Source organism: Lentzea sp. (genome assembly GCF_036380075.1).
Classification (GTDB): Bacteria; Actinomycetota; Actinomycetes; order Mycobacteriales; family Pseudonocardiaceae; genus Lentzea.
On record NZ_DASVFL010000104.1, the window covers coordinates 67,308 to 91,560 of the forward strand.

General features: G+C 72.4%; 20 protein-coding genes. 11 read left to right on the forward strand and 9 right to left on the reverse strand.

Annotated elements, in window-relative coordinates:
- Window positions 1–12: 12 nt before the first annotated feature.
- Both VF330_RS12970 and VF330_RS12975 read right to left on the reverse strand, forming a co-directional pair.
- Window positions 13–549, reverse strand: a complete 537-nt coding sequence (locus tag VF330_RS12970) for a hypothetical protein (protein ID WP_330851809.1) — start codon at window positions 547–549, stop codon at window positions 13–15.
- A 42-nt stretch (window positions 550–591) separates the two neighbouring features.
- The gene (locus VF330_RS12975) at window positions 592–1,038 is read right to left on the reverse strand and encodes a MarR family winged helix-turn-helix transcriptional regulator (RefSeq protein ID WP_330851810.1); all 447 of its coding nucleotides are present in this window, start codon (window positions 1,036–1,038) and stop codon (window positions 592–594) included.
- Between the two features lie 46 nt (window positions 1,039–1,084).
- Here VF330_RS12975 and VF330_RS12980 point away from each other — a divergent pair, with 46 nt between their 5' ends.
- Window positions 1,085–1,528, forward strand: a complete 444-nt coding sequence (locus tag VF330_RS12980; RefSeq protein WP_330851811.1) for a nitroreductase/quinone reductase family protein — start codon at window positions 1,085–1,087, stop codon at window positions 1,526–1,528.
- Window positions 1,525–2,742 carry an FAD-dependent oxidoreductase gene (locus VF330_RS12985; protein ID WP_330851812.1) on the forward strand — a complete coding sequence of 406 codons (1,218 nt, stop codon included), beginning with the start codon at window positions 1,525–1,527 and terminating at the stop codon, window positions 2,740–2,742. The genes VF330_RS12980 and VF330_RS12985 overlap by 4 nt, the downstream gene beginning before the upstream one ends.
- Here the strand turns inward: VF330_RS12985 and VF330_RS12990 are convergent.
- Window positions 2,728–4,734 (reverse strand): putative bifunctional diguanylate cyclase/phosphodiesterase, encoded by a 2,007-nt coding sequence (locus tag VF330_RS12990; protein WP_330851813.1) that lies wholly within the window; start codon window positions 4,732–4,734, stop codon window positions 2,728–2,730. The two genes, VF330_RS12985 and VF330_RS12990, sit on opposite strands and share 15 nt — an antisense overlap.
- A gap of 348 nt (window positions 4,735–5,082) precedes the next feature.
- On the opposite strand from VF330_RS12990, the gene VF330_RS12995 reads away from it, so the two are divergent.
- Window positions 5,083–5,346, forward strand: coding sequence for a hypothetical protein (locus VF330_RS12995; RefSeq protein WP_330851814.1), 264 nt, complete (start codon window positions 5,083–5,085; stop codon window positions 5,344–5,346).
- 37 nt (window positions 5,347–5,383) lie between these two features.
- On the opposite strand, the gene VF330_RS13000 is transcribed toward VF330_RS12995, so the two are convergent.
- Together VF330_RS13000 and VF330_RS13005 are read right to left on the reverse strand one after the other, a co-directional pair.
- Window positions 5,384–6,271 (reverse strand): ABC transporter substrate-binding protein, encoded by an 888-nt coding sequence (locus VF330_RS13000; protein ID WP_330851815.1) that lies wholly within the window; start codon window positions 6,269–6,271, stop codon window positions 5,384–5,386.
- 370 nt (window positions 6,272–6,641) lie between these two features.
- The gene (locus VF330_RS13005) at window positions 6,642–7,535 is read right to left on the reverse strand and encodes a helix-turn-helix transcriptional regulator (RefSeq protein WP_330851816.1); all 894 of its coding nucleotides are present in this window, start codon (window positions 7,533–7,535) and stop codon (window positions 6,642–6,644) included.
- A 155-nt stretch (window positions 7,536–7,690) separates the two neighbouring features.
- On the opposite strand from VF330_RS13005, the gene VF330_RS13010 reads away from it, so the two are divergent.
- Window positions 7,691–8,650 (forward strand): superoxide dismutase, encoded by a 960-nt coding sequence (locus VF330_RS13010; protein ID WP_330851817.1) that lies wholly within the window; start codon window positions 7,691–7,693, stop codon window positions 8,648–8,650.
- A gap of 24 nt (window positions 8,651–8,674) precedes the next feature.
- Here VF330_RS13010 and VF330_RS13015 read toward each other — a convergent pair whose 3' ends face one another.
- On the reverse strand, window positions 8,675–9,343 hold the full coding sequence (locus VF330_RS13015) for a hypothetical protein (RefSeq protein WP_330851818.1): 669 nt from the start codon (window positions 9,341–9,343) through the stop codon (window positions 8,675–8,677).
- A gap of 153 nt (window positions 9,344–9,496) precedes the next feature.
- On the opposite strand from VF330_RS13015, the gene VF330_RS13020 reads away from it, so the two are divergent.
- From VF330_RS13020 to VF330_RS13030, 3 genes are all read left to right on the forward strand, one after another.
- Window positions 9,497–9,823, forward strand: a complete 327-nt coding sequence (locus VF330_RS13020) for a hypothetical protein (RefSeq protein ID WP_330851819.1) — start codon at window positions 9,497–9,499, stop codon at window positions 9,821–9,823.
- Window positions 9,813–10,124 (forward strand): hypothetical protein, encoded by a 312-nt coding sequence (locus VF330_RS13025; RefSeq protein WP_330851820.1) that lies wholly within the window; start codon window positions 9,813–9,815, stop codon window positions 10,122–10,124. The genes VF330_RS13020 and VF330_RS13025 overlap by 11 nt, the downstream gene beginning before the upstream one ends.
- 86 nt (window positions 10,125–10,210) lie before the next feature.
- Window positions 10,211–11,110, forward strand: coding sequence for an SMP-30/gluconolactonase/LRE family protein (locus VF330_RS13030; RefSeq protein ID WP_330851821.1), 900 nt, complete (start codon window positions 10,211–10,213; stop codon window positions 11,108–11,110).
- On the opposite strand, the gene VF330_RS13035 is transcribed toward VF330_RS13030, so the two are convergent.
- Together VF330_RS13035 and VF330_RS13040 are read right to left on the reverse strand one after the other, a co-directional pair.
- Window positions 11,107–13,383, reverse strand: a complete 2,277-nt coding sequence (locus VF330_RS13035) for a response regulator (protein ID WP_330851822.1) — start codon at window positions 13,381–13,383, stop codon at window positions 11,107–11,109. The two genes, VF330_RS13030 and VF330_RS13035, sit on opposite strands and share 4 nt — an antisense overlap.
- A gap of 187 nt (window positions 13,384–13,570) precedes the next feature.
- The gene (locus tag VF330_RS13040; RefSeq protein WP_330851823.1) at window positions 13,571–14,860 is read right to left on the reverse strand and encodes a GAF domain-containing protein; all 1,290 of its coding nucleotides are present in this window, start codon (window positions 14,858–14,860) and stop codon (window positions 13,571–13,573) included.
- A 198-nt stretch (window positions 14,861–15,058) separates the two neighbouring features.
- Here VF330_RS13040 and VF330_RS13045 point away from each other — a divergent pair, with 198 nt between their 5' ends.
- Entirely contained in the window at window positions 15,059–15,667 is a 609-nt protein-coding gene (locus VF330_RS13045; protein ID WP_330851824.1) for a flavodoxin family protein, read from the forward strand.
- Between the two features lie 7 nt (window positions 15,668–15,674).
- On the opposite strand, the gene VF330_RS13050 is transcribed toward VF330_RS13045, so the two are convergent.
- Window positions 15,675–16,742: a tellurite resistance/C4-dicarboxylate transporter family protein gene (locus VF330_RS13050; RefSeq protein WP_330851825.1), complete on the reverse strand. Its 1,068-nt coding sequence runs from the start codon at window positions 16,740–16,742 to the stop codon at window positions 15,675–15,677.
- Window positions 16,743–16,940: 198 nt separating this feature from the next.
- Here VF330_RS13050 and VF330_RS13055 point away from each other — a divergent pair, with 198 nt between their 5' ends.
- Genes VF330_RS13055 through VF330_RS13065 form a run of 3 tightly spaced genes read left to right on the forward strand, consistent with a single transcriptional unit; the run spans window position 16,941 to window position 24,228 of the window.
- Complete coding sequence (locus VF330_RS13055) at window positions 16,941–21,476, forward strand: HAMP domain-containing protein (protein WP_330851826.1); 4,536 nt, start codon at window positions 16,941–16,943, stop codon at window positions 21,474–21,476.
- Complete coding sequence (locus tag VF330_RS13060) at window positions 21,446–23,764, forward strand: SpoIIE family protein phosphatase (protein ID WP_330851827.1); 2,319 nt, start codon at window positions 21,446–21,448, stop codon at window positions 23,762–23,764. The genes VF330_RS13055 and VF330_RS13060 overlap by 31 nt, the downstream gene beginning before the upstream one ends.
- Window positions 23,761–24,228 carry an ATP-binding protein gene (locus VF330_RS13065; protein WP_330851828.1) on the forward strand — a complete coding sequence of 156 codons (468 nt, stop codon included), beginning with the start codon at window positions 23,761–23,763 and terminating at the stop codon, window positions 24,226–24,228. The genes VF330_RS13060 and VF330_RS13065 overlap by 4 nt, the downstream gene beginning before the upstream one ends.
- Window positions 24,229–24,253: the final 25 nt, after the last annotated feature.

Consider the following 24,253-nt stretch of genomic DNA (forward strand, 5'->3'; position numbering starts at 1 on the left):
GGAGGAGTTCCGTCAGACGACGGCAGGGCAGATCTCGTCCTCGGCCGCGGGGGCGCTCCGGCGGTCCTCGGCGATGTGCGCCAGCACGACGTCGGCCTTCTCCGGGGCGAGGAAGCGCAACCCCATGAAGTTGTCGCCGGCCGAGAACCCCGGCAACGCCCAGATCTCCTCGTACGGGACGTGCACCGGCCAGTACCCGCGGAAGCTGTAGACGTTGCTCCACAGGCACTTCCCCGGTTCCGGGCGCCACAGCCGGCGGGCGAAGTCCGGGTCGCGGAACGAGTACCCGACCTCGCCGATGGCCAGCACGTGCTTGCGGCCGGTGAGCAGCGCGACGTCACCGGGAGCGAGGGTGTCCATGCGCTTGTCGTGCTTGTCCGTGGTGCCCCACAAGCGCGTCCGGCCGCTCGGGTGGGCGGCGGTCAGGCCGGTCAGGTCCTCCCGGCTCAGGCCGAGGTCGTGGAACGGCACCGCGCGGGTCAGGGTGTCGGCCCAGTGCCGGCGTGCTCCGGGAGTGCCGTACGAGGGTTGGATGAAGACCTGCACCACGCCCGACACGGTACCCGCGGGCCGGCGGCGTGCACGCGGAGGTCAGTCGTCGGTCGCGTAGTCGCGCAGCGCCTCGGTCAGGTCGGTCAGGAACCCGAGCACCGTCGCCACCTGCTCGTCGTCCAGGCGGTCGGTGATCGCGGCGACGTCGTGCAGCAGCGGCGTCAGCGCCCGCCGCACCTCGTCGCGGGCGTGGTCGGTGGCACCGAGCACGACCCGGCGCCTGTCCCGCGGGTCCGGTGCGCGGGTGAGGTGCCCGGCGCCGACCAGCCGGTCGACCAGCACGGTCGCGGACGCGGACCGGATGCCGAGGCGGTCGCCCAGCTCGACCGGGCCCAGTGGAGAGTCGGCCGAGACGACGTGGTCGACGGCCTGCACGTCGGTGATGCGCACACCGAGCCGGCGGGCCATCGCGGCCTGCATCTCCCGGCCCGCCTGCAACATCCGCCGCACCGCCAGGCCGACCTCACGCGTCCGGTCGTGGTTCACACCGCAATAGTAGCTAGAAGTTCTAGGTAGAAGTATGGTCGGAGATATGACTAGAAGTTCTAGCGAGCTCAACGCGCAGATGATCGCGCGGATCCTGGACACCCCCGCGCAGCCCGTCGCCGACGGCGGGTATGCGTTGCGGGTCGTGGAGACGCGCGGACGCGTGACGGGTGAGCCGCGCCGGACGCCGCTCGGCCTGACCCGGGTCGGCGGCCGCCACTACCTGGTCTGCCCGGACCGGCGGCGCGACTGGGTGCGCAACCTGCTGGCGGACGCCGGGTGCGCGCTGCTCGCCGGCGGCGAAAGGCAGCCGGAGCACGCCGTCGAGGTGAACGGCGAGGAAGCCGCTGCGGTGGTGTCGGTCTACCTGACGGCGGTCGAGACGCCGTGGGCGCTGCGGGCGTTCCCCGTGCCGCCGGGCTCCTCCACGGCCGAGATCGAACGCCATCTCGGCGTGATGGCGGTGTTCCGCCTGGACGGTGGCTCGTGACCGGCTGCGTGGTCGCCGGCGGCGGCCCCGGCGGCATGGTGCTCGCGCTCCTGCTGGGACGGGCCGGGATCCCGGTGACGCTGCTGGAGAAGCACCGCGACTTCGACCGCGACTTCCGCGGCGACTCGCTGCACCCCTACACGCTGGAGCTGCTCGACCAGCTCGGCCTCGCCGAGCCGTTGCTCGCGCTGCCGCACCACAAGGCGCGCTACTTCCGCTTCCACGTGCCCGGCGCGACGATCACCGCCGCCGACTACGGCAAGCTGCGCTCCCCCTTCAACTACGTGGCCCTGATGCCGCAGGCCCGGTTCCTGGCCTTCCTGGCCGAGCGGGTGACGGCGCTGCCGGGCTGCCGGATCCTGACCGGCAGCACCGTCACGGACCTGCTGACCGACGACGACGGCGACGTGCGCGGCGTCCGCTACCGCGACGGAGAGGGGCACCACGACCTGCCCGCCGACCTGGTCGTCGGTTCCGACGGCCGCTTCTCGCGGATGCGCAAGATCGCCGAGCTGCCGGCGCGGTCGCTCGGCGCGACCACCGACCTGCTGTGGTTCCGGCTCCCCCAGCACGACACCGACCCGCCGGACGCCGACGTCGACCTGTTCTTCGGCCGCGACCACTACGTGGGACTGCTCACCGGCACGGCCGGGTGGCAGGTCGGCTACACGCTGCCCAAGGGCGGGTACGCGGCCGCCCGCGACGCCGGGGTGGAGCCGATCCGCCGGTTCGTCGCCCGGCAGGTGCCGTGGCTGGCCGACCGGGTGCACCTGCTGGAGGACTTCTCGCAGACCACGCTGCTGTCCGTCGACATCTCCCGCGTCGAGCGGTGGTGGCGGCCGGGGCTGCTGCTGATCGGCGACGCCGCCCACGTCATCTCGCCGGTCGGCGGCAACGGCATCCTCATGGCGGTCCAGGACGCCGTCGCCGCGGCGAACCACCTCGTGCCCGCGCTGCGTGCCGGCCGGGTGCCCTCTGACGTGCTCGCCGCGATCCAGACGGAGCGCGAACCGTCGATCGAACGCGTGCAGGCGCAGCAGGTCCGCACCGAGCAGCGCGTCGCCCGCGCCCGCGCGAAGGGCAGGTCGATCTCACCGCCGACCCTGCTCAGGTACGTGACGGCGCTGCCGGGCGTGCGACGGGTGCTGGCCTCGTCCAACGCCTACGGGCCGCGGCCGCCGAAGCTGCTGCCGCAGACGTCAGCTGCCCGGTGACGCGGCCGGCTGGGTGTTCCAGCTGTCCGCGTCGGCGGGCTTGCCGAACAGGTAGCCCTGCGCGTAGGCGCACCCGGCCTCGCGCAGCCAGTCCGCCTGCTCGGGCGTCTCGATCCCCTCGGCGACCGTCCTGGCGCCGAGGACGTCGGCGAGCTCGATGATGCACCGGATCACGCCCTCGGTGCGGCCGTTGTGGCCCAGCTCCCCGGTGAACGTCCGGTCGATCTTCACGACGTCGAACGGGTAGCGCTGGAGGTAGCCCAGCGACGAGTAGCCGGTGCCGAAGTCGTCCAGCGCGACGCGGACACCCGCGTCCCGCACCGCCACCAGGCTCCGCATCGCCGGTTCGTCGGCCCACACGCTCTCGGTCACCTCGACGGTCAGCCGGCCCGGCTGCAGCCCGGTCGTGGCGAGCACCCGTTCCAGCCGCGGCAGGAAACCGGGTGTCGACAGCTCGCGCGTGGACACGTTCACCGTCACCCCCAGCGCACGCCCTTCGGCGTGCCAGCACACGGCCTGGCGGCACGCGGTCTCGAGCACGTTCTCGCCGAGCGGCACGATGAGACCGGTCTCCTCGGCCAGGCCGATGAACGCGTCCGGTCCCAGCAGTCCGACGCCGGGACGCTGCCACCGCACCAGCGCCTCGGCGCTCGTCACCGCGCCCGTCGCGAGGTCGACGATCGGCTGGTAGTGCACGACCAGCTGGCCTTCCTCGACGGCGGTGCGCAGGTCGGCCTTGTCGCGTTGCCGCGCGAGCGCCTGCTCCCCCATCTCGCGGCGGAACAGGCGGAAGCGGTTCCCGCCGTCCCTCTTCGCCACGTACATCGCGGTGTCCGCGTCGCGCAGCAGGTCGGCCGCGCCGGACTCGCCCTGGCAGACCGCGACGCCGATGCTCGCCCCGAACTGCCGCGGCGCGTCGTTCAGCTTCGACAGCACGGACTTCGCCAGCCGCACGGTGTCGCGGACGTCGAAACCCGGTGCGAGGACGGCGAACTCGTCCCCGCCGAGCCGGCCCGCGATCGCACGCGGGGTCAGGGCGGACCGCAGCCGGGCGGCCACGGCCTTCAGGTACCGGTCGCCCACCTCGTGCCCGTCGGCGTCGTTGACGTCCTTGAACCTGTCCAGGTCCACGACCAGGAGCCCGACCGGGCCTCCGAGCTCCACGGCCTCCTGCACGAGGTGCAGGAAGTGCGCGCGGCTGGCCAGCCCGGTGAGCTCGTCGCGCTCCGCCCTGTCGCGCAACGCCTCCTCCCACAGCCGCCGCTTGCTCACGTCCACGGCGGCGACCACCGTGTGGTCCGGACCGGACTCCTGCTCGACGGGTCCGGTGTGCACGGCGAGCACCAGGCCGTCGCGCGGCTCGACCTCGATCGGGCCGTCCACGGACGCGCACCCGTCGCCGCACCGGGTGAGGCCCGCGCCGTGCGGGCAGGGCACCGTGCCGGGGCCGTCGTCCCAGCCGAACAGCTCGCGGGCGCGGGCGTTGTGCAGCCGCGGGGTTCCGTGCTCGTCGAGGAGGGCGAGTCCGACCGGAGTCGCCTGCAGCAGCGCGTCCACGGTCCGGCGGGCGGCCCGCTGCGCCTGGACGGCGCGCACGGTCTCGTGCAGCGCGAACGTCCCGATCACCAGTCCCAGCAGGGGCATGACCCCCGACATCAGCACGTCCGGGTCGGGTCGTTCCGCGCGGGACAACGAGACGGCCAGCCCGCCCACGTAGCCGGCGAGACCGGGCAGCGACGTGACCGGGTACCGCCGGGACCCGCCGTGCAACGCGCGTCTCGTGGTGGTGCCGAACAGGAACGCGAGCACCGGCTGCGGGACGGGCAGGACCAGCGCCGCTCCCGCCGTCACGACACCTTCGACGACCGCGACCGCCCAGCCGTCGTGCCGCGGCCGGCGCCACCACGTGGCGAGCACCAGCACGACCGCGGCGGCCAGCACGAAGCGGACGGCACCGTCCCCGGCGAACACCAGGTTCGCGGCGAGCGCCACACCCCCGAACCACGCGAAAGCATTGGTGAGCAATCGAACCGCTCGCAGCGGACCACGGGCGGGGCGGACCGCCGGCTCGTCCACCGGCCCCGATGCCGTGGCACTGGAACGGTGCGAACGTGCCACGCCTGTTGCCCCCAGGGGTTCTAGGTGGGTCGGCTGTCCAGCTCAACGAAAACTGCACTATCTGTGGAGGAAGGTCCACGGTACAACCGCCGTTCGGGTACCGGGACGGCACCGGTCGCGGACGGCCCGCAGGTCCCTGCCGGAAGAGGACCTCGGCCCCTGGAGGGACTGCTCCGCTCAGCGGAAGGTGTTGGCGTTCAAGCAGCCTGAAGGAGGCACGCGGTGCAGCACACCGGCGCGACGAGAACCCCGGTCGCCCTCACCCGGTACTTCGACGAGGTCGTCGACCGGCTGGCCGAACAGGGGCTGGACGTGGCCCAGGTCGTCCTGGAGCTCTCGCCGACCCGCCCGAAACGGGGCCAGGTGGTCACCGGCCGGGGTCCGGTGCTGCGCTGGCACGAGGACCTCGGCTGGAGCAACGGGGCCGAGTCCGCCGGCCCGGCCGCGCACCCGGCCGAGGTGGCCGGGCTGCTCGACCGGATGTGACGGACCTCCCCGCACCGTCCTCAGTGGACGCCGGCCGTCACTTGGCCGGGCTGCTGACCAGCATCGGCGCCACGTCCAGATCGGCGCTCAGCAACCCGTAGGTCTTCATCAGCGTCGCCACCCGCTGCAGCCGCGTGGGGTCGAGCGAGGTGGGGAACTGGCCGAGGTGCACCAGCTTCGCGGTGTCGCGGTCCACCCCGGCGTACTCGGGCAGCAGGGCCTGGACCGTGGCGCGGTCCGACGCGTCGCGCTGCCCCTTGGCCATCGCGCGCTGGAACGCCGCGACCGTGTTCGGGTTCTCCTGGGCGAACCGGCCGGTCGTGCCGTAGCCGGCGATCGGGATGCCGTCGGTGGGACCCGAGGCCGCGTCGAGGATCGCGAGCTGGCCGGAGTTGCGCTGCGCCTTGGTGATGAACGGCTCGCTCATGAACCCGGCGTCGACGACGTTGCGTTCGATCGCCGCCTCCATGTCGGGCATGGGCATGGCCTTGAGCGTGACCTGCCTCGGGTCGATGTTGTTCGCCTCCAGCACCGCCTTCGTGGTGAGCTCGGAGATGTTGTTGAGGGTGTTGATCGCGATGGTCTTGCCGACCAGGTCCTGCATCGTCCTGATCGAGCCGTTGCCCTTGACGAGGACCAGGAACATGCCGGGCTTCGCCTGGTAGGCGTCGTTGATGAGCTTGAGGCCGCCGACCGCCTTCGCGGTCCCCTCGGCCTGGGCGGCGATGAACGACACCCAGTTGCCGAAGGTGATGTCGAGCCCGCCCTTGACGAGGCTCGGGATGGCGGCGGCACCGCCCTGGACGACGACCGTCTCGACTTCGAGCCCTTCGGCGCGGAAGTACCCGTTCCTGATCGCGATCTGCAGCGGCGCGACGTCCACGACGGACAGCACGCCGACCTTGATCCTGGCTTTCTCGGGCACGGCAGGGGAATGAGCGACGGGAGCTTTTTCGGCCGCGAGCGAATTGCATCCGGAGACCGCCGCGAGTACGGCGGCAATGGACAGGAGAACAGCGACCCGACGACTGCCAATCATGTGTTCTTCTCCTGGCGGAGTGGCGGAAAGGCCTGCTCCGAAGCACACTGATCGCGACGGACGGCGCAAGGAACTCCGCCGTTCGACGCCTCCTCGACCGGCGCCCGGAGATTGTTCAGGGAGCTTTGCGTGAGCATCCTCGCACGCGAGTCAAGAAGGCAGAAAAACGAAATCGGAAAGCATCAAGGACCTAATGCCCTGATATTCCACGCTGAGACGCAAACACGGCGGCAATCGCGATTCCCGTCGCGGTGTGTCACCTGACGAACTGGGTGCGCGGTGCCGACCAGCTGGCGAGCAGGGTCAGCTTCTCCTCGTCCGCGGACCCCGGCTCGGCGGTGCAGACGCACATGGGGCGCGTCTCGGCGGCCGAGATCGGCAGATCCACCGAGTGGTAGCTCAGGCTCATCCGCCCGGCCTCCGGGTGGCGGAAGATCTTGGTCCCCCGCGCGTGGAGGAGGACGTCGTGCGCGTTCCACCGCGTGCGGAACTCGGCGCTGGCGGTCGTCAGCTCGCCGACCAGCTCCCGTGTCAGGACGTCGTGCGGGTGGCGACCGGCCTCGGTGCGCAGCGACGCGGCGAGCACGTCGGCGACGACGTTCCAGTTGCCGTAGAAGTCGCGGGCGCCGGGGTCGAGGAAGTGGTAGCGGATGAAGTTCGCCTGCCCGTTCTCGACGGTGGTGGCGCTGGCGAAGAGCGGCGCGAACAGCGCGCGGGCCAGTGCGTTGGTCGCCAGGACGTCCTGGCGCCGGGTGGTGACCATGGCCGCGGACAACGTCATGCTGTCCAGCAACCATTGGACGGTCGCCGGTAGCAGCGGTTCGGCCGTCCGCGCGGCGCGGGCCGGCTCGGCGGCGTGGGCCAGGTCGAACAGGTAGACGCGTTCCTCGTCGTCGAGCCGCAGGACCCGTGCGACGGCGTCGAGCACCTGCCGGGAGACGCCGCTGATGTGGCCCTTCTCCAAGCGGGTGTACCAGTCGGCGCTCACGCCCGCGAGCAGCGCGACCTCCTCGCGGCGCAGTCCCGGCACGCGACGCCGGCCGTGGACGGGGAGGCCGGCCTCGTCCGGGGTGATCCTGGCGCGCCTGCTCGCCAGGAACTCCCGCACGTCGGCCCGGTTCCCCGGCTGCCGCCGGACGTCGTCGCTCATGTCCCCAGTGTAGGAACGTCCTCCGGCCGGAGAGGGGGTGGAGATTCTCCCCCCGACAAGCCGGCCCTGCCGGGTCCGCGACGGGGGCGTTTGCATGGTGGTCACGTCAGCCCGGCTGACGTTCTCCCAGCCGGTAACCGAACCTGGAGCACTCCGTGTCCTCTGCTCGTGCCCGCCGCCTGCTCGGCGGCGTCCTCACCGCGGCGCTGGCCCTCTCCGCGTCCCCCGCCGCCCAGGCCCACGGCCACCACGCCGTCGACCGCTACGTCGTCCCCGGCGACAAGGCCTACCCGGAGGGCATCGTCCGGGAACCCGGCACGCCCTACTTCTACGTCGGCGGGACGACCGACGGCACGATCTGGCGGGGCCGGGTCGACCAGCCGAGGCTGCGCGTCTTCCTCCCCGGCGGCCGGGACGGCCGCACCACCGCCGTCGGCATGAAGATCACCCGCGGCCTGCTGGTCGTGGCGGGCGGCGCCACCGGCAAGGTGTTCGCCTACAGCACCCGGACCGGGAAGCTGGTGCACGTCTTCGACTCCGGCGCCCGCGACGGTCTCGTCAACGACGTGGCCATCGCCCCGAACGGCGACGCCTACGTCACCGACTCGTTCCGCCCCGTGCTCTACCGGATCACCGCCGCGCAGCTGGCGAGCCGTGACGTCGACCAGCCGCTCCGGACCTTCGTCGACTTCACCGGCACGCCGGTGAAATACGAGGAGGGCATCAACGGCAACGGTCTCGTCGTCACCCCGGACGGCCGGTACGTGCTGATGGCCGACACGAACTCGCAGGCGTTCCACCGCATCGGCACCGCGACCGGCGCGATCACCCCGGTCGACCTCGGCGGCGTGACCGACATCGGTTCCGACGGACTGCTGCTGCGCGACGGCTTGCTCTACAGCGTCACCAGCCTCTTCCACCCCGAGGGCGAGATCAGCGTCCTGCGGCTGAGCGACGACTACTCGCGGGCACGGGTGCAGCGCCGGATCAACGGCAGGGGCATGGACGTCCCGTCGACGGCGGCGTTCGACGGCGACGACCTGCTGGTGGTCAACTTCCAGTACCAGATCGCCGAGCCGAACCTGCCGTTCACGGTGGTGCGGGTCGGGCTCTGACCGCGCGAGCGGGCCGGCGGGACGTCACACGTCGTCGCGCCGGCCCGCCGCGAGCACCGCGGGGTCGGTGAAGGACGCGTCGCGCGGCGTCTCCGTGCGGAAGTCCTCGCCGGACTCCCGGTCCCAGTCCTCCGACTCGTCCCCCAGCCGTGCGACCAGCTCGAAGAACCGGCTCTCGGCCGGACGGAGACCGGCGACCACGTCCGTCAGGTCACGCTCGCCGACGAACCACGAGCCGTCCGCGCCGACGGACAGCACGGCGAGCCACCCGTCCGCGTCGGCCGGCCAGAGGTTGGCACCCGTCTCGGCCCAGAACAGCACGGTGTCCTCGGCCTGCCCCGACCGGAAAGGCCCGGTCGCGGCGAGCATCAGCAGTGCCATGTGGACGCTCCACTCCGGATACCCGACGTGGAAGAGGTACGCCTCCAGCGCTCCGTCCCGGTGCAGGAGGACGCCGCAGTCCTCGTCGCCGGCGCACGAGTCTTCGACCCGACCGGCGAAGTACTCCCCGGGAGTGCCGTCGCCGACCGACTCCCACTCATGATCAGCGCGCCGGCCGTCCCACAGCCACCCGCCGAACATCTCCTCAGGGTTCGCGATCCCGGCCAGACCCTCCACCGGGGTCGTCAGCCACGCCTCGAACCCCTCGCGGGACATGGGAATGCGGGCGGCCACCAGGAAACTGTCCGACACGGCTGGGCTCCTCCTCGTCCTGCGACCGACGACACGGATTCAACCCGACGGCGTGATCACTCGCGCAGCCGGCCGGTTCACGCGAAAGACGGACCGTGCGCCGCACGCGTCCGACCGAACACATGTGCGAATGTCCTGATAGATTCCCGTCTTATGGATCGGCAGCTGCTCGAACCGTCCCTAATGGACGGACATCTCACCTTCACGCACGACTCGACGGGACGGCCCGTCGCGCTGCTCCCCGCGCGGTGCAAGCTCGGCCGGCACACGCTCGGCCACAACCGGTTCCGGGCGGTGGTGCGGGACGGCGAGGCCCACATCAGCTGCCTGGCCTGCGCCACCGACACCGCCGACCACTTCTGGCGGCTGTCCGCGACGGCGCCGGCTCCCGACCGCGCCGAGCTGTCCGAGGAGCGGTACCTCGAGCTCGTGCTGCACCGGGCGCAGCGCGCGGTGACAGCGGGTGGACATGGCGATTAACAGCCCGTTCACCACCTGGGAGGGCGACGACGTCCACGGCCGCAGACCGGTGCTCACGAGGGTCGGCGTGCGGCTGGACCGGCTGTTCGCCCGCCTCCCCGGCGCACCCCGGCGCGTCATCGAGACGGGGCTCGACCTGACCGGCGAGGTCGAGGGCCGCCTGCACGGGCGGTTCCCCGGCGTCGACGGCGACTGGTTCGGGGTCGTCAACTACGAGCTGCGGTACGCCGACGGACGTCCCCAGCAGGTGTACCTGACCGACCAGCTCGTCCCGTTCCACGTGCTCAGGCTGCGCGAGTAGGACGCCGCGCGTCCACCGGTTGTCCGTTCCCCCCGTGCCGGGAGACGATCTCACCGAGATGCTGTTCGGCACGTCAGGGGGCGGTCGTGGACAAGGTCAAGGCGGAGTTCCTCGTTCTGGACGACCGGTTCGCCGGCGTCAACGGCGACGAGTGGATCCAGCGGCTGCACACCGGGTGCCGGTGGACCGAGGGGCCCGCCTACTTCCCCGCCGGGCGCTACCTGGTGTTCAGCGACATCCCGAACGACCGCGTGCTGCGCTGGGACGAGCTCACCGACGTCGTCGGCGTCTTCAAGGAGCCGGCGGGGTTCCACAACGGGCACACCGTCGACCGCCAGGGTCGGCTCGTCAGCTGCGAGCACGGCAACCGGCGCGTGACGCGCACCGAGCACGACGGCTCGACCACCGTGCTCGCCGAGACGTACCGGGGCAAGAGGTTCAACAGCCCCAACGACGTCGTCGAGTCCGCGGACGGCGCGATCTGGTTCACCGACCCGAGCTACGGCATCGACAGCGACTACGAGGGCCACCAGGCCGAGAGCGAGATCGGCGGGTGCCACGTCTACCGCGTCGACCCCGCCGACGGCTCGGTGACGGTCGTCGCCGACGACTTCTGCCGGCCGAACGGGCTCGCGTTCTCCCTGGACGGGTCGCTGCTCTACATCGCCGACACCCGCCAGGACCCCAGCCACATCAGGGTCTTCCGGGTCGAGGACGGCCGCGCGCTCGCCGGCGGCGAGGTGTTCGCGACCAGCGACTCCGGCGGGTTCGACGGCCTGCGCGTCGACGCCGCGGGCCGGCTCTGGGCGGCGGCGCACGACGGCCTGCACTGCTTCGCTCCGGACGGCACGCGGATCGGCAAGCTGGCCGTGCCCGAGGTGTGCTCGAACCTGACCTTCGGCGGGCCGCGGCGCAACGACCTGTTCATCACGGCGTCGAGCTCGGTGTACACGCTGCGGGTGAACTTCTCCGGGCCACACCACTAGGCTTCGAGGTCCTCCGCGAACCGGGTGAGCACCGCCTCGGCCACGTGGCGCAGCTTCGTGTTGCTGTGCTGGGAAAGGCCGACCAGGTGCCGGAACGCGGTGTCGGCGTCCCAGCGGCGGGTCGCCATCAGCACGCCGACCGCCCTGCCGATCTCGCCGCGGGTCTCCACCGCGGTCCGCAGCGACTCCGCCTCGTGCTCGCCCTGGGCGATGAGCGACTCGCGGAACCGCGACAGCTCCAGGTGGACGCGGACGCGGGCGACCAGTTCGCTGGGGTGGAAGGGTTTCACCACGTAGTCGTCCGCGCCGTGCACCAGTCCGTCCACAGCGGACTCCGAGCCGGCGCGGGCGGTCAGCAGGATCACCGGCACGCGGGACAGGGCCGAGTCGCCGCGCAGGTCGCGCAGCAGCTCCAGGCCGTCGCGACCGGGCAGCATCACGTCGGTGAGCACGAGGTCCGGGCGCGCGGCCCGGATGCGGTCCAGCGCGGTCTCGGCGTCGGCGGCGGGGTCCACCGCCCAGCCCTGGCCGGTGAGCAGGCGGACGAGGTAGTCGCGCATGTCGGCGTTGTCCTCGACGAGCACGATCCGCCGTTCGCCTCCCGGCCCGCCGCCGGGGTGCGGGGGCACCGGTTCCCACTGCCGCGCTTCGGCGAGGAACGCCGCTCCGAGCCGCGCGACCCGTTCCCCGGCGGGCCGGGCGGTGTCGGCGGGCACGAACGGGACGGTGACGGTGAACGTGCTGCCCTGCCCCGCGGCGCTGGTGAGGCCGACACCGCCGCCCATCGCCCGCGCCAGGTCGGCCACCAGCGCGAGACCGATGCCGGTGCCTTCGCGGCTGCGGCCGGTGACGCTGCCGACCTGGTGGAAGCGGTCGAACACGTGGTCCTGCTCGCCGGGCGGGATGCCGACGCCCGTGTCGGCGACGGTCAGCGCGAGCTGGTCGCCGGTGCGGGCGAGGGTGACGGCCACGGTGCCGCGGTCGGTGAACTTGATCGCGTTGGACACGAGGTTCAGCCCGATCCGCGCCCACATCTCCTGGTCCACGGCGGCCATGACCGGGTCGGTGGTGACGGTCAGGCCCAGACCGGCACCCTCGGCCGCGGCGCGGAACATGCTGACGCACTCCTCGGTCAGCTTGGCCAGGTCGGTCGGTTCCGGCCGCGCGTCGAGGTGGCCGGACTGCGCCCTCGCGACGTCGAGCAGGTTGTCCACCAGCCGTTCCAGGCGCAACGCGGCCCGGTGGGCGGCGGCCAGCGTCTCGCGGCGCTCCCCCGCCACCGCCTCGTCGCCGAGCAGGTCGCCCAGCGGCGCGAGCAGCAGGGTCAGCGGCGTGCGGAACTCGTGGCTGATGTTCTGGAACAGCCGGTTCTTCGCGGCGTCCAGCTCGGCGAGCGCCTCGGCGCGGGCGCGTTCGGCGGCGTAGGCGTTCGCGTCGCCGACGACCGCGGCGACCTTGGCCACGACCAGGTCGGCGTAGGTCGCGTACAGCTCGTCGAACGCCCGGCGCGGACTCAGGCCGAGCACCAGCACGCCGCCGTCGGGCAACGGGGCCACGACCGCGCCGGGCAGGTACCGGGTCAGGCCGGTCTTCGCCGCGAGCCGCACGGTCTCGTCCGGCACCTCGGCCGCGCCGTAGCCCGCGACCAGCCGGTGCCGCCCGTCGGCGCCGCGCAGGTGCACCTGCGCGGCCGGCACGTCGGCGGGGTTGCCGCGCAGCACCTCGACCGCGGCCCGGCACACGTCGGCCGCGGTGTCCGCCTCGGCGATCGTCACGGTTCCCAGTCCCCGCAACGACTCCAGCCTGCGTTCGCTGAGCACCTGGGCCGTGACGTCGGTCGTGGCCACGAAGATGCCGGCGACGGTGCCGTCCTCCGCGAGCACCGGGCTGTAGGAGAACGTCCAGTACGTCTCCTCCAGGTAGCCGTGGCGGCGCAGGAACAGGTTGAGCTTCTCCGAGTACGTGGAGACGCCGGACAGCGCCCGGCCGGCGAGCGGCGCGAGCTCGTCCCACACCTCCGCCCAGCACTCGGTCGCGGGCTGCCCGACCGCCGCCGGGAACTTCTCGCCGAGCACCGAGGTGTAGGCGTGGTTGAAGATCTGCACCAGGCCGGGACCCCACCACAGCAGCATCGGGATCTGCGACGGCATCACCGTGCGCACCGCGGCCCGCAGCTCCGCGGGCCACGACTCGACCGGACCCAGCGCCGTCGCCGCCCAGTCGCGGTCGCGATGCGCCGCACTGGTCCCGTCGTCGCCGGTGAACAGGCCCACGTGCGCCACCCCGCCTTCCGCTGCCGTGGCGGAACCGGGCAGAGGGAGCACCGAGCGGGTTCACAGCCATCGAGATCGTGTGGCTGCGTTCTCAACCCGGTGCGTGATCCTATCGCGACCGCGCCCCGGACGCCTCATCGTCCACATCGGACGGCGCAGGACAGGGGCGGCGCGGACCCGGACGCGGTCAGCGGTTCAGGTAGGCGGACAGCCCGCCGAGCTCCTCACCGGCGATGAACACCGACGGCACGTGGATGAGCACTTCCTCGACGTGCCGGGAACAGCCCCACGCCGCGTCGCCCCACGAGTCGGCGACCTTGAGCTCGGCCGGCGCGGCGCACCCGGTCCTGCCGCCCAGCTGGCAACGCTCCGGGCGCGGGGTCTGGGCGTGCGCGGCCGCGGCGGCGCGCATCTGGGCGGCCAGCTCCGCGGCGGCGTCGGCGCGGCGCTCGGCCTCGGCGCGCAGTTCGCGTTCCGCGCGCGCCGTCTCGGCCAATGCCTCGCGGGCGGCCTCGGCGCGGGCCTCCGCCGCCTGCCTGGCCAGCTCGTTGTGGTGGCGTTCGATCGCCAGGGCCGCGGTGCCGGCGAACACCCGGATGATCGCGAGGTCGATCTCCTGCGGGACGCGCGGGACCCGGTGGTACATCGCGAAGGTGCCGAGCAGGCCGCCGTCGCGGGCGAGGATCGGCGTGGACCAGCAGGCGCCGAGCCCCGCCTTCACCGCCAGGTCGCGGAAGTCGTCCCAGAACGGGTCGGTGGCGATGTCGGTGACGATCACCGGTTCGCGGCGGTGGGCCGCCGTGCCGCACGAGCCGACGCCCTCCCCGGTCGCGATGCCGTCGATGGCCTCGTTGTAGAACGCGGGCAGGCTGGGGGCGGCGCCGTGGCGCAGGTGCAGGCCGTCGGGGTCGGCGAGCAGGACCGAGACGAACAGCTCCCGCGGCACCAGTTCCTCGATGCAGCGGGCCATCCCGTCGAGCACCTCGGCCAGGGGCGCCTGCCGGGCGATCTGCTCCAGCAGGACGCGGTGCTCGGCCATCAGCCGCTGCGAGTGCTTGACGCTGGTGGTCTCCACGCCGATCACCCGCACGCCGAGCACGTCGCCGGCGGCGTCGCGGCGCGGTTCGCAGGTGAGGTCGAAGAACGCCTCCCGCGCCTGGGGTCCGCTGCCCAGTTCCACCCGCACGTCGCGGTCGGTGCGGGCCTCGCCGGTGCGGCGGACCTCGTCGAGCAGGTCGAGGAAGCCGCGGTCGCGCACGTCGGGCAGCACGTCCGCCAGCGCGAGACCGGTGCGGCCGACGCCGAAGGCGGCGTGGAACGCCGGGTTGGCCCTCTCCACCACGTGGCCGGGACCCGAGACCGTCGCGAAGACGGCGCTGGAGCGCCCGAACAGGGCGCGCAGGTCCTCCTCGGCCGCGACCGCGCCCGCCACGTGCGACGTCTCCGCGGTCCGCCCGTGCGCGCCAGATGCGCTCATGGCCACCCTCTCGCCATGCGTCACCGGCTCGCTGTTCGACCTCGGACGCTGTTCCCAGTCCTCGCCGACCGCGAGTGCCGGGAAGCCTACCCGCCCGGAAGGGTCGCACTCGACCACCGAGGTTTGACGCCGGCCGAAACGGGGTCCCCCTCCGAGGTGCCCCCTCCGGCAGGGCACACGCGACTGTGGAGGTTCACCGTGTCACTGACCGCCCTGGCTCTCGTCTGCAGCCTGAAGCCGTCCCCCGCCCCGTCCAGCAGCGACCTCATCGCCACGCAGCTGCTGGCGGAGCTGAAGAAGCACGGCGTCGACGGCGAGACGATCCGCGTGGTGGACCACGACGTCAAGCCCGGTGTCGAGGCCGACATGGGCGACGGCGACGCGTGGCCCGCGCTGCGCGAGGCCGTCGGCAGGGCCGACATCCTGATCATCGCCACGCCCACCTGGATGGGGCACGCCTCCAGCGTCGCGCACCGCGTCCTCGAACGGCTCGACGCCGCGCTGTCGGAGACCGACGACGAGGGCAGGCCCGCCATGTTCGGCAAGGTCGCGCTGGCGGCCGTGGTGGGCAACGAGGACGGCGCCCACAAGATCGTGGCGGACCTGTTCCAGGCGCTCAACGACACGGGTTTCTCCATCCCGGCGCAGGGCTGCACCTACTGGAACGGCCAGGCGATGCAGACCGTCGACTTCAACGACCTGGACGAGACGCCGGACGAGGTCAAGTCCACCAACGCCACCGCGGCGCGCAACGCCGCGCACCTCGCCCGGCTGCTGCGCGCCGCCCAGTACCCGGCCGGGTCCTGACCGCGGCTCAGCGCGCGCGGAACCACCCGCGGGCCGCGACCACCATCAGCACGGTGGTCGCGACCCAGGCGGCCACCGCGACGATCGTGGCCACCGCCCCCGCGGTCCTGAGGAACGGCAGGCGCACCGCCTCGCCGAGAGCCGTGCACGCCGCGGCGTACGTGCCGAGCGGGAAGACGATGCTCCACAGCCCGGCCTCGTACCGGGCCGGTCGGCGCTGCACGACGTACCGCCACACCCCCAGGACGACCAGCAGCGGGAACCACCACGTGCCGAAGGCCCACAGGGCGATCGCCATCCCGGCGACGAACCCGGCCGTGACGTCCAGGATCGCGGGACCCGCCGGGAGCGACAGGACGCGCGCCGCCGCCAGGGCCGAGATCGCCGTCGCGCCGGTGAGGATCCAATAGGCGGGCGTCACCGTCTGACGGGTGTTGGGGGCGGTCAGCAGCCGCGACAGCACGATCGCGGCGAGCACGACGTACAGGACCGTTCCCGCGCCCCACAACGCCACCGCCACCGTGGCCGTCACCTCCGCGCCGCCGGGACCGACGGCCATCACCGCGATCGCGAGCGACTGGGTGCCCACGACCCACAGCAGCCAGCTGCCGTCGACGTCGGCGGGAGTCGGCGACGGCGCCGTGCGCAGCATCAGCGCCGCCGGCACCCCGTAGGTCAGGACCAGCCACAGCACCGCGGCGACGGAGAGCGTCGCGGTGGCGAGGGCCGGGAACCCGTGCGGCACCAGGGCGGCGGTCACGACGTCGAGCGCGGCGACGAGCGTGAGGTACCCGAAGCCCTTGCCGGGGTTCCGCGCGTCGCCCACCACCTCGGCCGGACGGCTCAGCAGCCTGGCCACCTGCACGCCGACGATGACGACCAGGCCCACCACCGCCACCACCAGCAGCGCGGACGACACGGCCGTGAACCCCTGCTGGCGCAGTGAGGTCGCGACGATGCCCGAGGCCATCACGAACGACGCCGCGCCGGGCGGGACCCGGTCGACCGCGTCGTGGGCGAGCCGCCGCACCGGATCGGCTGCCGACGGCCGAAGAACTCGATCCCCCTGGTCCACTCGACCATCTTGGACCCGGGCCGCACCTCGCCCCGCGGCCGCCCCGGCCGACGCGCGACCGTCAGTCCACAGTGGACACACCGCCCCGCGCGCGGCCCGCACCGGTTCCAGTAACCTCCTCCGGGTTCGCCGAGGTGAGCTTGAGCAGACAGGTGTCCACCTCCACGTGGTTCAGCGGTGCTGTGGAGGATCCTGGAAATGAGTGGCACGAGCGCACCGGTCGAAGCCCCGGCCGGTCAGGACGCCGCGCGAAGAGCCGCCGACCAGCCGGAGCTGCGCCAGCTGCTCGCCGGTCTCACGGCGGTGCGCGACGGCGACTTCGGCATTCGCCTGCCCGACGACTCCGACGGGCTGCTCGGCGAGATCGCGACGGTCTTCAACGGCATGGTCGACCAGCTCTCGCTGTTCACCTCCGAGGTCACCCGCGTCGCGCGCGAGGTCGGCACGGACGGGCGGCTCGGCGGCCAGGCCGAGGTGCCGGGGGTGTCCGGCACGTGGAAGGACCTCACCGACTCGGTGAACGCCATGGCGGGCAACCTGACCAGCCAGGTCCGCGACATCGCGCAGGTCGCCACCGCGGTCGCGCGCGGCGACCTGTCCCAGAAGATCGACGTCGACGCGCGCGGCGAGATCCTGGAGCTCAAGAACACCGTCAACACGATGGTCGACCAGCTGTCGTCGTTCGCCGACGAGGTGACGCGCGTGGCGCGCGAGGTCGGCAGCGAGGGCCGGCTCGGCGGCCAGGCCGAGGTGCCCGGCGTCGGCGGCGTGTGGCTCGACCTCACGAACTCCGTGAACTTCATGGCGGGCAACCTGACCGACCAGGTCCGCAACATCGCCCAGGTGACCACCGCCGTCGCGCGCGGCGACCTGAGCCAGAAGATCACCGTCACCGCGCGGGGCGAGATCCTCGAACTGAAGAACACCATCAACACGATGGTCGACCAGCTGTCGAGCTTCGCCGACGAGGTCACCCGCGTCTCCCGCGAGGTCGGCACCGAGGGCGCGCTCGGCGGCCAGGCGGACGTCAAAGGCGTCTCCGGCACCTGGCGCGACCTCACCGACTCGGTGAACTTCATGGCGGGCAACCTGACCGCGCAGGTGCGCTCCATCGCCCAGGTCGCCACCGCGGTCGCCCGCGGCGACCTCAGCCAGAAGATCACGGTCAACGCCCGCGGCGAGATCCTCGAACTGAAGAACACCATCAACACGATGGTCGACCAGCTGTCGAGCTTCGCCGACGAGGTCACCCGCGTCTCCCGCGAGGTCGGCACGGACGGCCGCCTCGGCGGCCAGGCGGACGTCAAGGGCGTGTCCGGCACGTGGAAGGACCTCACCGAGTCCGTCAACGTCATGGCGGACAACCTGACCGCGCAGGTGCGGTCGATCGCGCAGGTGACGACGGCGGTGGCGCGGGGCGACCTGAGCCAGAAGATCCGCGTCGACGCGCGCGGCGAGATCCTGGAGCTCAAGGAGACCATCAACACGATGGTCGACCAGCTGTCCGGCTTCGCCGACGAGGTCACCCGCGTGTCGCGGGAGGTCGGCACCGAGGGCAACCTGGGCGGCCAGGCGACGGTGCGCGGCGTCTCCGGCACGTGGAAGCACCTGACGGACAACGTGAACGTCATGGCGTCGAACCTGACGAACCAGGTGCGGTCGATCGCCCAGGTCGCCACGGCGGTCGCCCGCGGCGATCTGTCCCAGAAGATCACCGTCGAGGCCAAGGGCGAGGTCGCCGCGCTCGCGGGCGTCATCAACACGATGGTCGACACGCTGTCCGCGTTCGCCGACGAGGTCACCCGCGTGGCCCGCGAGGTCGGCACCGAGGGCATGCTCGGCGGGCAAGCGCGCGTGCCGAACGTGGCGGGCACGTGGAAGGACCTGACCGACAACGTCAACTTCATGGCGAACAACCTGACCAACCAGGTCCGCAACATCGCCCAGGTCACCACCGCCGTCGCGCAGGGCGACCTGACCAAGAAGATCGACGTCGACGCCCGCGGCGAGATCCTGGAGCTCAAGACCACGATCAACACGATGGTCGACCAGCTCAGCTCGTTCGCCGCCGAGGTGACGCGCGTGGCGCGCGAGGTCGGCAGCGAGGGACGCCTGGGCGGCCAGGCCGAGGTCGAGGGCGTCTCCGGCACGTGGAAGCGCCTGACGGAGAACGTGAACGAGCTGGCCGGGAACCTGACCCGGCAGGTGCGCGCGATCGCCGAGGTGACGAGCGCCGTCGCCGAGGGCGACCTGACCCGGTCGATCACCGTCGAGGCCTCCGGCGAGGTCGCGGAGCTCAAGGACAACATCAACTCGATGGTCGGGTCGTTGCGCGACTCCACCAAGGCCAACCAGGACCAGGACTGGCTGAAGTCGAACCTGGCCCGCATCTCCGGGCTCATGCAGGGCCGCAGGGACCTCGCCGTGGTCGCCGAGCTGATCATGGACGAGCTGACGCCGCTGGTGTCCGCGCAGTTCGGCGCCTTTTACCTCGCCGACGACGGCGACGACCGCCAGGAGCTGCGGCTGATCAGCTCCTACGGCCACCCCGACGACGGCTCGCGGCCGACGGTCTTCCGGTTCGGGCAGTCGCTGGTCGGCCAGGCCGCGCGCAGCCGCCGCACCATCGCCGTGGACGAGATGCCGGCGGACTACGTCGCGATCACCTCCGGGCTCGGCCGCACCGCGCCGGTGAACCTCGTCGTGCTGCCGATCGTCGTGGAGGAGCAGGTCCTCGGCGTCATCGAGGTGGCCTCGGTGCACCACTTCACCGACATCCACCGCGACTTCCTCGAACAGCTGATGGAGACCATCGGCGTCAACGTCAACACCATCGTCGCCAACGCCCGCACCGACGAGCTGCTGGTCGAGTCGCAGCGCCTCGCGAGCGAGCTGCAGTCCCGCTCCGGTGAGCTCCAGGTGCGGCAGGAGGAGCTCCAGCGCTCCAACGCCGAGCTGGAGGAGAAGGCGGCGCTGCTCGCCACGCAGAACCGCGACATCGAGGCGAAGAACCTGGAGATCGAGCAGGCGCGCCAGGAGCTGGAGACCCGCGCGCGGGAGCTCGCGCTCGCATCGAAGTACAAGTCGGAGTTCCTGGCCAACATGAGCCACGAGCTGCGCACGCCGCTCAACAGCCTGCTGATCCTCGCCCAGCTGCTCGCGCAGAACCCGAGCCGCAACCTCACGCCGAAGCAGGTGGAGTACGCGGGGATCATCCACTCCGCGGGCTCGGACCTGCTGGGCCTGATCAACGACATCCTCGACCTGTCGAAGATCGAGGCGGGCAAGATGGACATCACGCCCGAACGCGTCTCGCTGCGGCAGCTGCTGGACTACGTCGAGGTGACGTTCCGGCCGCTGACGTCGCAGAAGGGGCTGGGCTTCCAGATCGGCGCGGCGCCGGGCACTCCCCCGGAGCTGGTCACCGACGACACGCGCCTGCAGCAGGTGCTGCGCAACCTGCTGTCCAACGCGGTGAAGTTCACCGAGACCGGTGGTGTGGAGCTGCGCATCGGGGTCGCCGAGCCCGACGAGCTGCCGCCGGCGGTGCGCGCGCACGGCCAGGCGATCATGTTCCGGGTCAGCGACACCGGCATCGGCATCGCCGAGCACCAGCTCGAGTCGATCTTCGGGGCGTTCCAGCAGGCCGACGGCACCACCAGCCGCAAGTACGGCGGCACCGGCCTGGGCCTGTCGATCAGCCGCGAGATCGCCTACCTGCTCGGCGGCTCGATCACCGCCGAGAGCACCCTGGGCAAGGGCAGCACCTTCACGCTCTACCTGCCGGTGCACAGCGCGGACTTCGCCGAGCCCGTGCAGGCCGCGGTCGAGGCCACCGCGCCCGCCGCTCCGGTCGTGGAAGCCGCCCCCGCGCCCGTCCACCAGCGCAGGCTGCTGGTCGTCGAGGAACGGCCGCAGGGCCTGCTGTCGCTCGTCGCCCAGAGCGCGGTGACCGACCTGTCCGCGAGCAACGACCCGCGCGGGCCGGTGGAGGTGGTCACGGCGGTGGGCCGCGAGGAGGCCGCCGCGGCGCTGGCCACCGAGCCGTGCCACTGCGTGGTGCTGGAGCTGGACATGCCGGACGGCGCCGCGCTGCGGTTCCTGGAGGCGCTGGACGGCGACACCGCCACCCGCACGATCCCCGTGCTGGCGCACAACAACCGCAGGCTGCCGCCGCACTACGAGCAGCAGCTGCAGGCCCGCAGCGGCACGCGCCCGCTCGAGCTGCTGTCCAGCCTGGACGAGCTGCGGGAGCGGATCGCGTTGCACCTCAACGCGGACGGGCCGGAGGACGTGCTGCCGCTGGTGCGCCACGAACAGCCGCGACCGCCCGCCGCGCACCAGGTCAACGGGCAGCTGGCCGGGCGGACGGTGCTGATCGTCGACGACGACGCCCGCAACCTCTTCGCGCTCAGCAGCATCCTGGAGCTGCACGACGTGCGGGTGCTGCACGCGGAGAACGGCAGGGAGGGCATCGAGGCGCTGGTCGGCCACCCGGAGATCGACCTGATCCTGATGGACGTGATGATGCCGGAGATGGACGGCTACACCGCCACGGCCGCGATCCGCGCCATGCCGGACCACGCCGAGCTGCCGATCATCGCCGTGACGGCGAAGGCGATGCCGGGCGACCGCGACAAGAGCATCGCCTCCGGTGCCAACGACTACGTGACCAAGCCGGTCGACGCCGACGACCTCGTGTCGTGCGTGCTCCGGTGGATGCGGGCGAGGTGACCGCCGACGAGGTGGGCGTCGGCAGGCTCGCGGGCACCGTCGCCCGCCTGCGGGCGGAGATCGAACGGGAGAGGGCCGCCGCGGACGGCCGCGCGCTGGTGGAGCTCGCGAAGGGCGTGCTCGTCGAACGCCTGCGCTGCGGTCCCGTGCAGGCGGCCGAACAGCTCGCACTGCTCGCGGAACGCGCGGGCACCACGCAGGTCGAGCTCGCCGTGGAGATCGTCAACGAGGTCTCCGGCGACGAGCTCACCGCTCCCCCGCGGCCGGGTGGCGAGCCGGACACCACCGCGGCGATCCGGTTGCGGACAGCGGAGAGCGCGGCGCTGCACGCGGACGACACCCAGTCGGCCGCCCAGTCGTTGTTCGACCACGCGCTGGCTCCGCTGGGCGCGGGCGCCGTGGCGATCTGGCTGGCCGGCGGGGACGCCTCGCTCACGCTGGCCGGGCACGCCGGGTTCGCGACCGGGGAGGCGAGCCGCTGGCGGTACGTCCCGCCCGGCGTGCCGACACCGGCCCGGCGCGCGCTGGCCGGTCGGGAGGCGGTGTGGATCACCGACCTGCGCGAGTCGGGACTGCCGTCCATCGGCGCCGACCTGCCCGGCCGCGTCACCGTTCCCGCGGGGACCGGCGGCCGGATCACCGGCGTGCTGGAGATCTGCTGGCCCACCGCGCTGGCACCGCAGCCGCTGAGCGTGCAGAAGCAGGTGGAGGCGCTGGCCGAGCTGTGCGCGGCCACCCTCGACGGCACCGCGACGGCCCGCGTCGCCGACCACCCCGCGCCGTCGGAGCTGGTCGACCTCGCCGACGGGCTGCTCGACCCGGCGCTCGTCCTCGGCCCCGAGGTGTCGGCGGAGGGCCGGATCACCGACTTCCGCGTGCACCACGTCAACAACCGGTTCGTCGACCTCGCGGGCAGGCCGCGGACGGCGGTCGCGGGCAAGACCCTGCTGGAGGCCTATCCCCTGGCCGCGGCCGCGGGCAGCCTGTTCGACAAGGTCGAGCACGTGCACGCCACCGGTGAGCCGTTCCGCACCGAGCACATGAACCTCGCCGCGCTGATCGGTGAGGTGTCGCTGCCGGTGACGGCCGGGGTGAGCATCACCCGGCACGGCGTGCTGGTGCTCGTGGTGTGGCGGGTGCAGGACGAGACCGCCCGCTTGGCGAACCTGCTGCAGCACGCCCAGCGCCTGGGCCGCGTGGGCGGCTTCGAGGAGGACCAGCAGACCGGCGCGGTCGTGTGGAACAGCCAGCTGTACTCGCTGTTCGGCCGCGAGCCGGGCGCGGGTCCCGTGCCGCTGGCGCAGATCGCGGCGCACGCCCACCCGGACGACGTGCTCGCGCTCAACGGGTTCGTGCAGACCGTCCTGCACGACCACCGGCACGCCTCGGCGGCGTTCCGCCTGCAACGGTCCGACGGCGTCACCCGGCACGTCCGCGTGATCGCCGAGCCCGTGCTCGACCCGCACGGCGCGCTGTTCGCCGTCCGCGGCGCCTACCAGGACGTGTCGGCGCAGCACTGGACCGAGGTGGCGCTGTCGGCCACGCAGGACCAGCTGGCGATCACCGCCCAGGAGGCGGCGGAGCACAACAAGCTGACGTTGCAGCTCCAGCAGGTCATCATGCCGCCGACGCACCCGACGCTCGACGCGTTCGGGCTCCGCGTCGCCGTGCGGTACCGGCCGGCCGCGCAGGAGGAGCTGGTCGGCGGCGACTGGTACGACGCCGTCGTGCTGCCGTCGAAGCAGATCCTGGTGTCCGTCGGCGACATCACCGGCCACGGCATCAAGGGCGCGACGGGCATGGTGGTTCTGCGCAACGCGCTGCGCGGTCTCGCCGCCACCGGCGCGGGCCCGGCCCAGCTGCTCACGTGGCTGAACCTCGTGGCGCACCACCTCGCCGACAGCATCTTCGCCACCGCGATCTGCGGGCTGTACGACCCGCACACGCGCGTGCTGCGCTGGGCGCGTGCGGGCCACCTGCCGCCGGTGCTGATCAGGGACGGTCGTGGCGACCTGCTGCCGATGCTGCCGGGCATGATGCTCGGCGCGGTCGCGGAGGCGTCCTACGCGGAGGGCGAGGTCGTGCTCGAACCGGGAGACACGCTGCTGCTCTACACCGACGGCCTGGTGGAGCGCAGGAACCTGCCGCTGGACGAGTGCCTGGAGCACCTGTGCGCGGTGGCCGGCGAACCCCGGGAGGGTCTCGACGACCTCCTCGACCACCTGCTCGACCAGAGCGAGTCCGACACCGACGACGACACGTGCGTCGTCGGCGTCCAGCTGCCGTGAGGGCAGTGCCGCTCGGCGATCCCGGCCACCGGGCCCGTTCCCGCAGCGTCGACCTGGACGACTACGCGTGGAACGTCGCGGAGATCCGCAGCCTCTCCAGGCCGGTCCTGGCGGGGATCCGCGGTGACGACGTCGAGGACGTCCTGCTCGTGGTCAGCGAGCTGGTCTCCAACGCGTTCGACCACGGCCTGGGTCCGCGCCGGCTGCGCCTGGACGTCGGCCTGCACCCGTGCGTGGTGCGCTGCGAGGTCGACGACACCGGTCCCGGGCTGCCGGTCCTCGGCCGGTCGCGGATCGGCGAGTTCCGGGGCCGCGGCATCGTGCTGGTCGACCGGCTCGCCGCGGCCTGGGGCGTCGCGCACGGCGACGGCGGCAAGACGGTGTGGGCGGAGCTGCGGTGCGTCCCGGCGGCGGCCGGCCCGTCGTGCGGCGCGGTGCTTGAGCGGCCGATGCGCGAGTCGTAGCGTTGTCCCGTCCCCGGCCGGGACA